Genomic DNA, 15,198 nt, shown 5'->3' with positions numbered 1-15,198 from the left:
CCCGTACCGCTGAGGTCGTGCGCCGAGCTGCGGAGTGAGTGCCATGGCGTGGAGTTGGAACAGGAAGAACCTGACGGTTGCGATCTGCGGGGTGCTGGCGACCGTCGTCTTCGGTGTGGTGGCGTGTCTCCAGTCCGGGCAGGGCGGAGGGCACGGCGACAGCCAGTCCCAGACCGGTGGCACCGGCAACAAGCAGGCGCAGAACGGTGGCCAGGCCGCCGACGTCATCAACAACGCCAACATCTTCCAGAACGGCGCCAGGGAACTCACCCGCGAGGAGGCGCTCGAGCGCGCCGAGAGGTACGCGGACGTGCCGCCCCCGCCAGGTGATCTGGCACCGTACCTGGTTGTCGCCCCCGGACACCTGTTCGTCCGCACGTCGCCGGAGGCGGGGGGCAGGCGGGCCGGTGCGGCCTGGGACAAGACGCTGGTCTATGCCGGCTGTTCGATGACCACGAGCTTCGATCCGGTCCTGGACGACGAGGTCGCGGGCGTCTGGATCAAGATCCGTTGGCCACGACTCGATCCCGGGGACGACATGCGCTCGTCCCAGTCGTCCGACCCGTTGCAGGGCTGGGCGTACGCGGGACGACTGGTGCCCGCCGGCCACAGCGGCAGGATCCGTACGTGCTGATCCGGCCGGCACACCCGCCCAGGTGGCCCGACGGGTGCTGGGCCGGGCGGCTCACGCCGGTACGGGGTGGTCCGCCTCGAACCGCTCCCGGGTGAGGAACGCCAACTGCGCGCGCTTGTCGGGCATGTCGATCTCGTCGGCGAAGGTGAACCCCTCGCGTTCGAGCCGGCGCAGCGCGAACCGGTTGCGCACGTCGGGCTCGACCACGATCCGCAGCCGGGTGGGGTCGCGGAACAGGAACCGGGCCAGCGCGGGGCCGATCGCGTCGGTGAGTCCGCGCGGGGGCCGCCGGCCTGGGGCGAGCAGCAGGTGCATCCCGATGTCGCCGGGGCGTACCCGGTAGCGTTCCCCGACCGGGTCGGCCTCCGGCTGGTAGCTCTGGAACAGGCCCACCGGCGCGCCGTCCAACCCGATCAGGTATGCGTGGTGGGTGCTCAGGCCGTCGACGAACGTGTAGACCTCGCGTACCTCCTCGACGGTGTACGACCCCATCCCCCAGAACGTCGCGCGGGGCTCGGTCACCCAGCCGTGCAGCAGCGTGGCGTGGGCGTCCGGGTCGACCACGGTGAGGGTCAGCTCACCGAAGCCGGGGATCTGCTCCTGGTAGGTCACGGGGTCCTCGTCTCGGGTGCGGGGGTCAGGGTGCGCCAGTCGGTGCCGACGGGGATCAGCCCACCGGTGGCCCACAGTGGTAACTGGTCGGCGAAGTGCGGGTCGTCGGGGCGACCGGAGACGCCGAAGGGGACGATCCAGCGGCTCGCCGCCCGGTCGGTGAGGTCCCACACGTAGCGGGCGACCGGCCCGCGCCAGCACGCGTCGGAGACGCCGGGGACGCTGGAGGTGGCCAGCACGCAGTCGGTGTCGCCGCCGAGCGCGGTGGCCGCCCGCATCGCGGCGACCCGTTCGGTGACCGCGTCGGACACCCCGAGGTGCAGCGGGTGCAGCAGGTGTCGCCGCCCCCAGGGGCCGGGTGGGTCGCCGGCGGCGACGTCCTCCAGGGCGGCGGCGGCGAGCGGTTCGACCGCGCCGCCGAGGCGGGGCAGCCCGGCGACCACCCCCTCCACGGCGTGCCCGATTCGGGCCAGCGGGTCGGTCCACGGCGCGAAGAGGGGGTCGTAGCCGCCGGGGGAGTGCAACGGTCCCAACACGGGGTGCGCGGCCAGCCGGTGGACCAGCGCGGCCCGCCAGGCGGCGAACGTCCCGGCGTCGACGCTGTCGGCGGCCATCCGGCCGTCCCATCCGGTCAACCGGTCCCGCAGCCGTCGGGCGGGCGCGCTCAGCGGGGCCGGGTCGAGCCGGGCGAGCAGGTCCCGCAGGACCGTCGACCCGCGTCGGGTGTCCATGTGGACGTCGGGGGCGGCGACGCCGTCGGCGAGCAGGTCACGGATGCGGCGGGCCCGGTGCGGCGGGGCGAAGTCGACGCCGAGGGCGGCGGTGTCGTCGCGCCGGTCGTTGGCGCAGACCACCGGCCCGCCGACCTCGACGGGCTTGGTCGTGGCGTAGTCGCCGCGCCACCGGTAGCGGGCGTCCCAGCCGGGCACCGGTTCGCGCCGGCACCTGTCGTCGCGCTCGGGCACCAGGCCGGCGACGAGTTGGAGCACCGTGCCGTGCCGGTCGGCGACGAGCACGCTGTTGACCGGTTCGACCCAGCCACGCAGCGCGTCGGCGACGTCGTCGGCGGTGCGGGCCCGCAGCAGCGGCAGCAGCGCCTCGAAGCCGAGGTTCCCGGTGACCCGGGTCGGGGTGCGCAGGCTGAGCGCCTCGCCGGTGTGCCGGTCGTGGTCGATCACCGGCCCGCGCGGGGTCTCGATCACCTCGACGGTCTCGGTCGCGTCGCCGCGTACCTCGATCCGTTCGACGTGCCGGTGGGCCGGCACCCAGCCGTCGGCGTCGCGGACCAGCACCCGGTCGCCGTCGCGGCGTAGCTGTTCGCGGTAGAGGTCCTGGTAGTCGGCCATCGCGTTGGTGACCGCCCAGGCGACGTCACCGGCGTGCCCGAAGTGCGGCAGCCCCGGCACGCCGGGGAAGGCCAGCCCGACGACGTCGAACTCGGGGCAGGCGAGCCGGATCTGCTGGTAGATGCCGGGCAGTTCGAGCAGCCGGTGCGGGTCGCCGGCGATGACCGGCCCGCGCCCGGTCAGCGGGTCGGCGGGCAGCGCCCAGGCGTTGCTGCCGGAGCCGCCGGGCCCCTCGACGGCGAACAGCTCGCGGGCGTGCGGGCCGAGGGTGGCGGCGACGTGGGCGTGCCACAGCTTCTGCGGGAAGGTGCCGAACAGGATGTGCTGGACCAGGAACACGCCCAGCGGCGACCAGGGTCGCCACCGGCCGGGCGTGCTGCCGGTGGCGGCGAACTCCGGGGCCGCCGCCGCGCCGGCCGGCAACGCGTCGTTGACCCCGTCGGCGTACGCGGTGACCCAGCGCCGGGTGGCCGGGGTGAGCTGCTCGAAGCAGCGCCGGGCGGTGTCGTCGAGGCGGGAGCGCCGGGCGAACCGGTCCCAGTCGCGTTCGGTCGGCCCGACGTGGGCGGCGAGCCGGCCCTCGGCCCGCCACCGTTCGACCTCGAGCTGCCAGGCCCGGTCGGTGGCGGCCACCCGGCCCTGCCATCGGGCCAGCTCGTCGACGGTGTCGGCCCACAGGTGCGGTACGCCCCACCGGTCGCGGTGCACGCCGGTGGCCGGACGACCGCCCGGTTCCGTGCCGGTCCCACTCTCCACAGGACTCCCCAGGTAAGTTACCCTCGCCTAACTTAGGCGGACCTTACCTGGAGGGCGTGTGAAACGGAACTGGGAGGCCCTGGTGCTCAAGGCCATGGGCGGTCGGGACTTCCGGCTGACCGTGCGCGGCACCGAGCCGGTCGGCGACCACTACCGGCGTCTGCTGATGGACGACGGCGGCCTGCTGGCGGCGGCCAAGGTGCACCCCACCATGTGGATCCGGCTCTGGTTCGACGACGCGGGTCGCTCGCACCAGCGGGCGTACACCCTGGTCGACCTGGACCCGGCGACCGGCCGGTTCAGCCTCGAATTCGCCCTGCACGACGGCTGCGCGGCCCGCTGGGCGGCCGGCGCGCAGGTCGGTGACACCATCGTGGCCACCCTCCAGGGTAGCGCCTTCGCCCTGCCCGACCCGGCCCCCGCGCACCTCTACCTGGTCGGTGACGCCGCCTCGCTGCCGGCGGTGAACAGCCTGCTCGACGCCGCCGCCGGCATCCCCGCCACGGTCTGGCTGGAGTACGCCCACCCGGGGGAGCAGGCGCTCACCCCGCGCGCCGGGGACCAGCACCGGGTCACCTGGGTGCCGCGCGGGCAGGACGGGCAGCAGCTCGTCGACACCGTCCGGGCGGAGCTGCCGGCCGCGCCGGACGCCCACTACTGGCTGGCCTGCGAGGCGGGCAGCACCCGCGCGCTCACCCGGCACGTGCGCCGCACCCTCGGCGTGGGCAAGCAGCAGCTCACCGCGTTGGGTTACTGGAGCGCGCGGTGACCGGACGCCTCGGCACGCTCACCACGCTCTACGTCACGCAGTATCTCGGCATCGGGTTCATCACCGTCGGGTTGACCGCCATCCTGCGCGACGGCGGCACCTCACTGGACACCCTGGCCCTGCTCCAGTTCGTCGGCCTGGTCTGGCCGCTGAAGTTCCTCTGGGCTCCGCTGCTCGACAGGTACGGCTCCCGCCGGCACGGGCACTACCGGTCCTGGCTGCTGCCGTTGCAGGCGGGTCTGGTGCTGAGCCTGCTGGCGCTGCTGCCGTTCGCCGACCCGACCCGGCAGCTCGGCCCGGTGGTGGCGATCTGCGCCGCCTACGTCTTCCTCTCCGCCACCCAGGACATCGCGGTCGACGCGGTCGCCGTCCGGGTGCTGTCCGAGGGGACGCGGGGCGCCGGCAACGGCATCCAGGTCGCCGCGAGCTACCTGGGCAACCTGCTCGGTGGCGGCGCGTGCGTGCTGGTCTACGACCGGTTCGGCTGGCTGCCGGCGATCGGGCTGCTGGCCGCGTTGACCGCCGTCGGCCTGGTGGTGGTGTGGCGGCTGCGGGAACCGGACCGGGTCGCCCGGGTGGCCGGCGCCGGGCAGGCGTACCGGGCGTTGCTGTCGGTGTTCGGGCAGCCCGGCTGCCGCTGGTGGACCTTCGGCGTGGTGCCGCTGGTCTACACCGGAGCCGGCGCGGCCTACGCCCTGGTCACCCCGGCGCTGGTCGACGCGGGCTGGTCGCTGGCCCGCATCGGCGTGGTCACCGGCGTGGTGATCAGCGCCCCGGCGATCGTCGCCGGCCTGCTCGCCGGGGTCGGGGTGGACCGGTTCGGCCGGGCGCGGCTGCTCGTCGTCGGGGGCGCGGCCCTCGCGGTCTCCACCGTCATGCTGCTGCCGTTGCTGAACGGGCGTGCGCCGCTTGCGGCGACGGTGGCCGCGCTGTGCTGCTTCATGGCCGCGTACACCGTGGCCAACGTCGTGCTCTACGTGGTCAACATGGACTACTCGCGGCCGGGCACCGGGGGCACCGACTTCACGGTCCTGTCGTCGTTCGGGCTGATCTGCTCGTTCCTGGCGGCCTCGGTCGGGCTGGCCGCCGCCGACCGGGTCGGCTATCCCGCCGTCGCGCTCGCCTCGGTGGTGCTGGTCGCCGTCGGCGTCCTGGTCGGACTGGGGCACCAGCGCCGGTTCCGGGCCGGCGCGACCCGCCCGGCCGAGCCGGCGGTTGCGCACGCCACCCCGGTGGGCTGAGCCGGTGGGCGGGGCGGGGTGTCGGGATTGACAAGAAGTTAGGTTAGGGTAGCCTAACTCTGCGAGATCAACTGGGCCGCCGGGACGACCTGACCCGCCCACCGTCCCGCCCGCGCCCCCGTCACCGACCGTCGAGGACTGCCCATGAGCCTGCCCGGATCCACCGTCGAGGCCCCCGTGACCGGGACGCGTCCCACCCCACCCCGCGCCCACCTGTTCACCGCCGGCACCGTCGAGGACTACCGCCGGGCCGTCACCGAGGGCATCGACCGGGTCGCGGCCCGGGTGGCCGGCGTCGACCGGCCCGGCACCGGCATCACCCCCGACGAGCTGGCCCCCCGGGTCGCCGGCATCGACCTGGACCGTCCGCTCGGCGACACCGCCGCCGCCCTCGACGAACTGCACGACGTCTACCTGCGCGACGCCGTCTACTTCCACCACCCCCGCTACCTGGCCCACCTCAACTGCCCGGTGGTCATCCCCGCCCTGCTCGGCGAGGCGGTGCTCAGCGCGGTCAACTCCTCCCTGGACACCTGGGACCAGAGCGCCGGCGGAACCCTCATCGAACGCCGGCTGGTCGACTGGACCGCCGGGCGGATCGGCTTCGGCCCGACCGCCGACGGCATCTTCACCAGCGGCGGCACCCAGTCCAACCTCCAGGCGCTGCTGCTGGCCCGGGAGGAGGCGTATGCCCGGATCGTCGGCGGCGGCACCGACCGGCCCAGCCGGCCCGAGGTGCTGTCCCGACTGCGGATCATCACCTCCACCGCCGGACACTTCAGCGTCCAGAAGGCCGCCAAGCTGCTCGGCCTCGGCGCCGACGCGGTGCTCACCGTCACCACCGACGCCGGCCGGCGGATGCGCACCGACGAACTGGCCGACACCCTCGACCGGTGCCGCCGCGACGGCCAGACCGTGCTGGCCGTGGTCGCCACCGCCGGCACCACCGACTTCGGCACCATCGACCCACTGGACCGGATCGTCGAGATCTGCACCGCCGCCGGGGTCTGGCTGCACGTCGACGCCGCGTACGGCTGCGGGCTGCTGGTCTCGCCCACCCGGCGGCACCTGCTGGCCGGCATCGAACGGGCCGACTCGGTCACCGTCGACTACCACAAGTCGTTCTTCCAGCCGGTCAGCTCCAGCGCCCTGGTCGTCCGCGACCGGCGGGTGCTGCGCCACGCCACCTGGCACGCCGACTACCTCAACCCGGCGCGGATGGCCGAGCGGCGCATCCCCAACCAGGTCGACAAGAGCCTGCAGACCACCCGCCGGTTCGACGCCCTCAAGCTCTGGCTCACCCTGCGCATCATGGGGCCCGACGCCATCGGCAGCCTCTTCGACGAGGTGGTCGACCTCGCCGCCGCCGCCTGGCGGCTGCTCGCCGACGACCCCCGCTTCGAGGTGGTCACCCGCTCGCAGTTGAGCACCGTGGTGTTCCGCTACCTGCCGCCGGGCGCCGGCCGCGACGTCGTCGACGAGGCCAACCTGCACGCCCGCGAGGCGCTGGCCGCCTCCGGCGCGGCCCTGGTCGCCGGCACCAAGGTCGACGGCGCGCACCACCTCAAGCTCACCCTGCTCAACCCCGAGACCACCCTGGACGACATCGCCCACGTGCTCGACCTGATCGCCGAACACGCCGGCTGGTACGCCCGTGCACGGGCCACCGCCGAGCTGTCCAGCCCCGTCGGCTGACCACCCCGCCCTGGAGAAAACCCCTGTGTCGACCCACGACTTCATCGCCGTCGGGCTGGGCCCGTACAACCTCGGGCTGGCCTGTCTGACCGCGCCGCTCGACGACCTCGACGGCCTGTTCCTCGAAGCCCGCGACGAGTTCGACTGGCACCCCGGCATGCTGCTGGAGTCCACCCGGTTGCAGACGCCGTTCATCGCCGACCTGGTCACCCTGGCCGACCCGACCTCGCCGTACTCGTTCCTCAACTACCTCAAGGAGGTCGGCCGGCTCTACCCGTTCTACATCCGGGAGAGCTTCTTCCCGTTGCGTCACGAGTACAACGACTACTGCCGCTGGGCGGCGGCGAAGCTGCCCTCGGTCCGCTTCGGCCACCAGGTCACCGGCATCTCCTACGACCCCGCCGACGAGCGGTACGTGGTGCACGCCGAGGTGGCCGGCGAACGGGTCACCCACCGGGCCCGGCACCTGGTGCTGGGCACCGGCACCCCGCCGTACGTCCCGGACGCCTGCCGGGGCCTCGGCGGCGACGTCATCCACAACTCCCGCTACCGCGAGCACCGGGCGGCGCTGCGCGCCAAGCGCAGCATCACCGTCGTCGGCAGCGGGCAGAGCGCCGCCGAGATCTACCACGACCTGCTCACCGACCTCGGCGCCTGCGGCTACCAGCTCAACTGGGTCACCCGGTCGCCGCGCTTCTTCCCCCTCGAATACACCAAGCTCACCCTGGAGATGACCTCCCCGGACTACGTGGACTACTTCCACGCGCTGCCCGAGGCCACCCGCTACCGGCTGGAGGGCACCCAGAAGAGCCTGTTCAAGGGGATCAACGCCGACCTGATCAACGACATCTTCGACCTGCTCTACGCCCACCGGGTGCACGGGCCGGTGCCGACCCGGCTGCTGACCAACACCGAACTCACCAGCGCCCGGTACGACGAGGCCGCCGGCCGCTACACCCTCGGGCTGCGCAACATCGAGCAGGAGCGGGACCTCACCCTCGACACCGAGGGGCTGGTGCTGGCCACCGGCTACCACTACCGGGTGCCGCAGTTCCTCGACCCGATCCGCGACCGGCTGCGCTTCGACGCCCACGGCCGCTTCGACGTGGCCCGCAACTACAGCATCGACCACACCGGCCGGGGGGTGTTCCTGCAGAACGCCGGCACCCACACCCACAGCATCACCTCACCCGACCTGGGCATGGGCCCGTACCGCAACTCCTGGATCATCCGGGAGCTGACCGGACGCGAGCACTACCCGATCGAGCAGCGGATCGCCTTCCAGGAGTTCGGCGTCCAGGCGGGCGGCACCTCGTGACCCACGTCGTCCACCGCCGGCACGACCCCGCGCTCGGCGAGTTCGCGCTGCGTACCCTCGACCCGGAGGGCGACGCCGGGCTGCTGCACCGCTGGGTGACCCACCCGAAGTCGGCGTTCTGGCTGATGCAGGACGCCGACGTCGACCGGGTCGCCCGGGAGTACCGGGGCATCGCCGACCACCCGCACCACGACGCGTACCTCGGGCTGTGGCGCGGCGAACCGACGTTCCTCGCCGAACGCTACGACCCGGCCCGCATCGAGCTGGTCGGCCTCCATCCCGCGCAGCCCGGCGACGTCGGCATGCACTTCCTCTGCGCCCCCACCGACCGGCCGGTGCACGGCTTCACCCGGGCCGTCATCACCACCGTCCTGGACTGGCTGTTCGCCGACCCGGCCACCCGACGGGTGGTCGTCGAACCCGACGTGCGCAACACCGCCGTGCACGCCCTCAACGCCGCCGTCGGCTTCACCGTCGTCGGACCGATCCGCAAACCGGAGAAGGACGCCCTGCTCAGCGTCTGTACCCGCGACCAGTTCCTGGCCGCCACCCGAGGAGACGTGCCCGCGTGAACCCCGCCGCATCCGTGGCCCACCTGACCCCCGCCACCTGGGCCCACGCCAACCGGCTGCTGGTCGCCAAGGCGCTGGCCGAGTTCGCCCACGAACGCCTGATCGAGCCCGCCCCCACCGGCGACGACCGGTGGGCCGTCCGCACCGACGACGACACGGTCGAGTACCGCTTCACCGCCCGCCGGTTCACCCTCGACCACTGGCAGATCGACCCGGAGAGCATCACCCGGCGGCGCGGCGACGAGGATCTGCCGCTCGACGCCGTCGACCTCTGCCTCGAACTGCGCGGCGCGCTCGGCCTCAGCGACCAGGTGCTCCCCGTCTACCTGGAGGAGATCACCTCCACCCTGGCCGGCACGGCGTTCAAGCTGACCCGGCCGGCGGTGGGCGCCGACGAGCTGGCCCGCGCCGACTTCCAGTCCATCGAGACGGGGATGACCGAGGGGCACCCGTGCTTCGTGGCCAACAACGGCCGGATCGGCTTCGGCATCGGTGAATACCACGCGTACGCCCCGGAGGCCGGCCGGCCGGTGCGGCTGGTCTGGGTCGCCGCGCACCGCGACCACGCCACCTTCAGCAGCGCCGCCGATCTCGACTACGCCACCGTGCTGCACACCGAACTCGGCCCGGACACCCTGGCCCGGTTCACCGCCACCCTGGCCGACGCCGGCCTCGACCCCGACGACTACCTGCTCATCCCGGTGCACCCGTGGCAGTGGTGGAACCGCCTCGCCGTCACCTTCGCCGGGGAGGTCGCCCGCCGACGGCTGGTCTGCCTCGGCGAGGCCCCCGACGAGTACCTGCCACAGCAGTCCATCCGGACCTTCTTCAACGTCACCGAGCCGCGCCGGCACTACGTCAAGACCGCGCTGTCCGTGCTGAACATGGGGTTCCTGCGCGGCCTGTCGGCGGCCTACATGGAGGCCACCCCGGCGATCAACGACTGGCTCTTCGACCTGGTCACCGGCGACCCGGTGCTCACCGGCACCGGGCTGACCATCCTGCGCGAGCGGGCCGCCGTCGGCTACCGCCACCCGCAGTACGAGGCGGCCACCGACCGCTACTCGCCGTACCGCAAGATGCTGGCGGCGCTGTGGCGGGAGAGCCCGGTGCCCGGCCTGGCCCCCGGCCGGCGGCTGTCCACCATGGCCGCCCTGCTGCACACCGACCGCGACGGACGGTCGCTGGCCGCCGCCCTGATCGCCGAGTCCGGCCTGCCCGCGCGGGAGTGGCTGCGCCGCTACCTCGACGCCTACCTGGTGCCGCTGCTGCACAGCTTCTACGCCCACCGGCTGGCCTTCATGCCACACGGCGAGAACGTCATCCTGGTGCTGCACGACGGCGTGGTGGAGCGGGTCATCTTCAAGGACATCGCCGAGGAGATCGTGGTGATGGACCCCGAGGCCGACCTGCCGCCGCTGGTGCGGCGGGTCCGTGCCGCCATCCCCGACGACGAGCAGCTGCTGACCATCTTCACCGACGTCTTCGACTGCTTCTTCCGCCACCTCAACGCCGTGCTGGCCGGGGCCGGGGTGCTCGACGAGGACGACTTCTGGCGTACCGTCGCCGACTGCGCGACCGACTACGCCGCCCGGGTGCCGCACCTGGCCGACCGGCTGCGCCGGCACGACCTGTTCGCCGAGGAGTTCACCCTGTCCTGCCTCAACCGGCTGCAACTGCGCAACAACCAGCAGATGGTCGACCTCGCCGACCCGTCGGCGGCGCTCCAGTTCGCCGGCACCCTGACCAACCCGCTCGCCCGCTACGCTCCGCCCCGATGACCACCGCGCTGTCCGCCGCGCGGCCCGGCCCGGCGACCCCGCTGCGGTCGCGCTGGCTGATCCTGGCGGTGCTCTGCCTGGCCCAGCTGACCGTGGTGCTGGACAACACGGTGCTCACCGTGGCGGTGCCGGTGCTCACCACCGAGCTGGACGCGAGCACCACCGACATCCAGTGGATGATCAACGCGTACGCGCTGGTGCAGTGCGGGCTGCTGCTCACCGCCGGCAGCGCCGCCGACCGCTACGGCCGCCGCCGGATGCTCGTCGCCGGCCTGGTGCTGTTCGGCGTCGGCTCGCTGGCCGCCGGGCTGGCCCGCTCCGGCGACCAGCTGATCGCCGCCCGCGCCGGCATGGGCGTCGGCGGGGCACTGCTGGTCACCGCCACCCTCGCCGTCGCCATGCAGGTCTTCGACGGTGCCGAACGCTCCCGGGCGATCGGCCTCTGGGCGGCGACCAGCGCCCTCGGGTACGCCGCCGGACCGCCCATCGGCGGGATCATCCTCGCCCACCTGCCGTGGGGGGCCATCTTCCTGGTCAACGTGCCCATCGTGCTGGTCTGCCTGGTGGCCGGCCTCGCGTTGGTGCCGGAGTCCCGCGACCCGGTGGGTGGGCGGCCCGACGTCGGTGGGGTGCTGCTGTCCACCGCCGGTCTCACCGGCGTGGTCTGGGCGATCATCGACGGTCCCGAACGCGGCTGGACCTCACCGGCCATCCTCGGCGCGGCCGGCGTCGGCGTGCTGCTGCTGGCCGCCTTCGTCGGCTGGGAACGGCGGATCGCCGCCCCCATGCTGGACATGCACTTCTTCACCGACCGCCGGTTCGTCGGCGCGGTCACCGGGGTCGTCCTGATCACCTTCGGATCCACCGGCGCACTGTTCCTGCTCACCCAGGACCTCCAGTTCGTCCGGGGCTACCCGGCCTGGGAGGCGGGACTGCGGATGGTGCCGTTCGCGCTGTCCATCGTGCTGCTCAACCTCGGCGGGGTCGCCACCCGGCTGATCCGCCGGCTCGGGGTGCCCGGGGCCATCGCCCTGGGGATGGTGCTGCTCTCCGCCGGCCTCACCCTGGTCACCCACGTCCGCTCCGACAGCTACGCCGTGCTGCTCACCGGGCTGCTGGTGATGGGTTTCGGCTGCGCCCTGGCCAACCCGGCCATCGTCGAGGCGGTGATGAGTTCCATCCCCCCGGCGAAGGCCGGTGTCGGCGCCGGGATCGACGGCACCATGGCCGAGGTGGGCGGCAGCCTTGGCATCGCCGTGCTCGGCGCGGTGCTCAACGCCCGCTTCGCCGCGCTCGCGCCGGTCGCGGTGGCCGGCGCCGGTTCGTACCCGGCCGCGCTGGCCGCCGCCGCAGGCGAGACCGAACGCGGTCGGGTCACCGACGCGTTCGCGTCGGCGCTGGTCACCGGGCAGACCGCCGGGGCGGTGGCGGTCCTGGCCGGTGGGCTGCTCGCCGCCGGGCTGCTGCGCCGCGCCGAGCGCACCCGCTGACCGACCGGGCCGCTCAGAGTTCCGGCAGCCCCGGATCGTAGTGCAGGTAGTGCTCCGGGCAGACCCAGAGGTAGTCGCCCGACTCCGCCACCACCCGCCGCAGGCCGGCGAACTCCCGCGCCGGGTCCAGCGCGAACAGCAGCTCGCGGACGGCCCGGAAACCGGCCACCTCGTCGCCGCGGAAGGCAGCGTCCGGGGAGCCGGGCACCGCCGGTCGCGGTGGTGTGCCGCGGTCGCCCGGTAGCAGGTTCGTCGCCGCGCCCATCAGGTCGATCTCCGCCTTCAGCCGGGCCATCTCGGCGGCGCGGGCCGGTTCGAGCACACCGAGCAGGCCGGTGACCGCGCCGGTGAGCGGGATCAGCCGCAACACCATGGCCAGCCGCTCCAGGTACGGCCCGGCCCGCAGGAACCAGTCCCGGGTCTGGGTGAACGGGTAACCGGGATGCGTACACCGGTGCTGCTGGTCGGGGAACTCGCACCAGAGGCTGAGCTGGAACTGGTGCGTCAGCAGTCGGGCCGGGTTGTACCGCGACCTGGGGACCTCGCAGATGCTGACCAGCGCCGGGCAGTCGGCCACCTCGACGGCCAGCATCCGGCGGATACCGTGCAGCAGCAGCGCGGTGTCGCTGGCGATCTCCTCCAGGTGGCCGACGGTGGCGTGCACCGCCGAGATGCTCTGTTCGATCTCGGCGATCCGCCGCTCCTGGCGGGCCAACACGGCGAAGGCGGGACCCTGCTCAGGGGGGAAACCGCTCAGCAACAGCCACAGGTCGGTGTCCTGAAGACAGGTGTGGCAGGCCACCACCGTCCGGTGCTCCCGGAGGAACCCGTCGAGCGCGACCAGCGGGAACGTGCCCCGGCACGGCCCGTCGGCAAGCGTGTTGACGCAGGGCACCAGCAGGCGGTAAGCCAGGCCGGGCCACCGGCTGCGCAGCAGGTCCTCGATGGCGTCGCGCAGGATGCTGAAGAAGTAGACCGGGGCACCTCCCTTGACCACCAGGGACAGCCGCCTGTCGTCGTCGAGCTGGATCAACGCATCGAGGTGGTATGCCCGGTGCCGCAGGAACACCCCCCGCCGCCAGTGCAGGCCGGTGGAGAACCGGTAGTTGCGGACGGTGAGCCAGGAGATCAGCCCTGGGGCCTCGTCGGACAGTTCACAGATCAGGCTGACCGTGTTGACCCGGGGCATCCGCAGCGGCGTCTCCTGCCAGGGCACCTCCGGCTTCTGATAGGGCACCAGTTGGGCGACGAGGCTGCGGTCGTTCTCGGGCAGCCGGTAGGAGACGTCGAACTTCTCCATCAGCCGCAGGAAGTACGGATGGTAGGCGGTCGGGTACTGCTCCCGGCCCGGCGTCGGCGACTGCCAGATCTCGCGCAGCCGGGCATGGTCGAGCACCCCGCCGTCGGCGCGCGTCCGGCTGTCCTCCAGGACGTAGCCGATCGCCCGGGTCAACCACTCCGGTTGCAGGACGATGATGTCGCGCAGCCCGTCGTCCTCGGAGAAGTGCACGACGGTGCCCAGGTCGTGCAGCAGTTCGATGAGCGTCTGTTCGGCATCGGCGTCGAGCTGGTGCTGCGCGCACAGCGCATGGTAGGTGGCGTACGGGATCTGTGGTTCGGTGAAGGTGGCCAGGGCGTCACGCACGGCCACCCACCGCTTGCTCAGCCGCCGTCCCATCTGCGGGAACCGGGCCGCCTGCCGGGCCAGTTCCGCCTCGATCTGCGTGACGCCCCGGCCGGAGGCGTTGTCCACCACCCACTGGCCGAGCAACGACGGGGCGAACTTCGCCCGCAGGTGGGGCAGGTCGATCTCGGGTTGCCGCTCGTCGCCGTGGGTGGCCACGATCAGGACCCGGGCGTCCCGGCCGATGCGTAACCGGATCAGCCGCAGCCAGAACTCGATCGCGTTCTCGTCCTGACCCTGCCGGGGCTTCCACACCAGCAGGTACAGCGACCGGCGGGAGAAGAAGAACTGGTGAGTGATCCGGTAGACCTCCTGGCCGCCGAAGTCCCACATCCGCAGGGTGATGTCCATCTCCGGGGTCTCCGGGTGGGGCAGGGCGAGCCTGCTCAGCTCGATCCCGTGGGTGGTCGGCCGGCCCACCAGGAACGGATGCCGGTGCAACGCGCCGACCAGCGAACTCTTGCCCACCTCGCCCTCGCCGACGAGCAGCACCTTGATCTCGTGCAGCGGCACCCCGTCCCGGCCCTCGTCACGCAGGTAGGACAGCAGCGCCGGCAGACCACGCCGGTACAGCTCGCCCAGCGGTTCGGCCAGCCGGTCCGCCCGCGCCCGCAGGGTGATCAGGTCGGGCAGGTCCGCCAGCTCGGTCGGCAGGTCGGTGACGACGGCGTCACCGAGATCGAGTTCGCGTAGCCGGCTCAACTGGCCCGTCTCCGGGGGCAGCCGTACCGGGCCGTCACCGAGCACGGTCAGCCGGAGCAGCCGGGGCAGCCGGAACACCGCCCCGGCGAGCGTGCCGTCGGGGGCCGGCGCCAGGGCCAGCTCCTGCAACGACGGCAGCGCCGAGAAGCCGCGCGGCAGCCAGACCAGCCGGCAGGTCGGTTCGATGTAGAGCCACTCCAGTTGACGGAGCTGCCCGATGCCCGGCGGTAGCTGCTGGTAGTCGCCGTCGAGCCGCAGGCGGCGCAGGGCGGCGCACTCCCACAACTGGCGGGGGATCTCCCGCACCGGGCAACCACCCAGGTCCAAGTCGCGTAGCCGGTGCAGCCGACCGATCTCCGCCGGCAACCCGGTCAGCGCCCCGCCGTTGGCGTCGATCACCTCCAGCCTGCTCAGCGCCCCGATGGTCGGCGGCAGCGTGCGTATCCGACTGTGGCGCAGGTCCAGGGTCCGCAACCGGCGCAGGGTGCCGACCGTCGCGGGGAGTTCGGTCTCCCGCGTCCCGGCCAACGACAGGACGGTGCTTCTCGTCCGGTCGGCTTCACTGATCCGGTCGAGCACGGACGTCGACATCCAGCGG

11 protein-coding genes are annotated in these 15,198 nt (G+C 72.9%); 8 read left to right on the top strand and 3 right to left on the bottom strand.

Translation table 11 applies throughout. The features are described 5' to 3' along the window. Positions 1-43: 43 nt before the first annotated feature. Positions 44-634, top strand: a complete 591-nt coding sequence (locus ACN265_RS14560) for a hypothetical protein (RefSeq protein WP_421408072.1) — start codon at positions 44-46, stop codon at positions 632-634. A gap of 51 nt (positions 635-685) precedes the next feature. Here the strand turns inward: ACN265_RS14560 and ACN265_RS14555 are convergent, their stop codons facing one another. Beyond that, on the bottom strand, positions 686-1,246 hold the full coding sequence (locus ACN265_RS14555) for a GNAT family N-acetyltransferase (protein WP_420116155.1): 561 nt from the start codon (positions 1,244-1,246) through the stop codon (positions 686-688). After that, the gene (locus tag ACN265_RS14550) at positions 1,243-3,348 is read right to left on the bottom strand and encodes a penicillin acylase family protein (RefSeq protein WP_421408070.1); all 2,106 of its coding nucleotides are present in this window, start codon (positions 3,346-3,348) and stop codon (positions 1,243-1,245) included. Before ACN265_RS14550 ends, ACN265_RS14555 begins: the two co-directional genes overlap by 4 nt. A gap of 58 nt (positions 3,349-3,406) precedes the next feature. Between ACN265_RS14550 and ACN265_RS14545 the strand changes: the two genes are divergently transcribed. The 7 genes from ACN265_RS14545 (at position 3,407) to ACN265_RS14515 (ending at position 12,214) form a co-directional block, all read left to right on the top strand. Next, positions 3,407-4,117, top strand: a complete 711-nt coding sequence (locus tag ACN265_RS14545; protein WP_421408068.1) for a siderophore-interacting protein — start codon at positions 3,407-3,409, stop codon at positions 4,115-4,117. After that, complete coding sequence (locus ACN265_RS14540; RefSeq protein ID WP_421408066.1) at positions 4,114-5,358, top strand: MFS transporter; 1,245 nt, start codon at positions 4,114-4,116, stop codon at positions 5,356-5,358. Before ACN265_RS14545 ends, ACN265_RS14540 begins: the two co-directional genes overlap by 4 nt. 144 nt (positions 5,359-5,502) lie before the next feature. Beyond that, positions 5,503-7,053 (top strand): pyridoxal phosphate-dependent decarboxylase family protein, encoded by a 1,551-nt coding sequence (locus ACN265_RS14535; RefSeq protein ID WP_421408063.1) that lies wholly within the window; start codon positions 5,503-5,505, stop codon positions 7,051-7,053. A gap of 25 nt (positions 7,054-7,078) precedes the next feature. Beyond that, on the top strand, positions 7,079-8,371 hold the full coding sequence (locus ACN265_RS14530) for a lysine N(6)-hydroxylase/L-ornithine N(5)-oxygenase family protein (protein ID WP_421408061.1): 1,293 nt from the start codon (positions 7,079-7,081) through the stop codon (positions 8,369-8,371). Then, positions 8,368-8,943: a GNAT family N-acetyltransferase gene (locus tag ACN265_RS14525; protein ID WP_421408059.1), complete on the top strand. Its 576-nt coding sequence runs from the start codon at positions 8,368-8,370 to the stop codon at positions 8,941-8,943. Before ACN265_RS14530 ends, ACN265_RS14525 begins: the two co-directional genes overlap by 4 nt. Beyond that, complete coding sequence (locus ACN265_RS14520; protein WP_421408058.1) at positions 8,940-10,724, top strand: IucA/IucC family protein; 1,785 nt, start codon at positions 8,940-8,942, stop codon at positions 10,722-10,724. The genes ACN265_RS14525 and ACN265_RS14520 overlap by 4 nt, the downstream gene beginning before the upstream one ends. Further along, complete coding sequence (locus ACN265_RS14515) at positions 10,721-12,214, top strand: MFS transporter (RefSeq protein WP_363652998.1); 1,494 nt, start codon at positions 10,721-10,723, stop codon at positions 12,212-12,214. The genes ACN265_RS14520 and ACN265_RS14515 overlap by 4 nt, the downstream gene beginning before the upstream one ends. A gap of 13 nt (positions 12,215-12,227) precedes the next feature. On the opposite strand, the gene ACN265_RS14510 is transcribed toward ACN265_RS14515, so the two are convergent. Further along, positions 12,228-15,191, bottom strand: a complete 2,964-nt coding sequence (locus ACN265_RS14510; protein ID WP_421408056.1) for a COR domain-containing protein — start codon at positions 15,189-15,191, stop codon at positions 12,228-12,230. Positions 15,192-15,198: the final 7 nt, after the last annotated feature.

Origin of the sequence: Micromonospora sp. WMMD730, assembly GCF_049178955.1 — a bacterium.
Classification (GTDB): domain Bacteria; phylum Actinomycetota; class Actinomycetes; order Mycobacteriales; family Micromonosporaceae; genus Micromonospora; species Micromonospora wenchangensis.
This window is presented reverse-complemented; position numbering and strand designations above follow the sequence as displayed.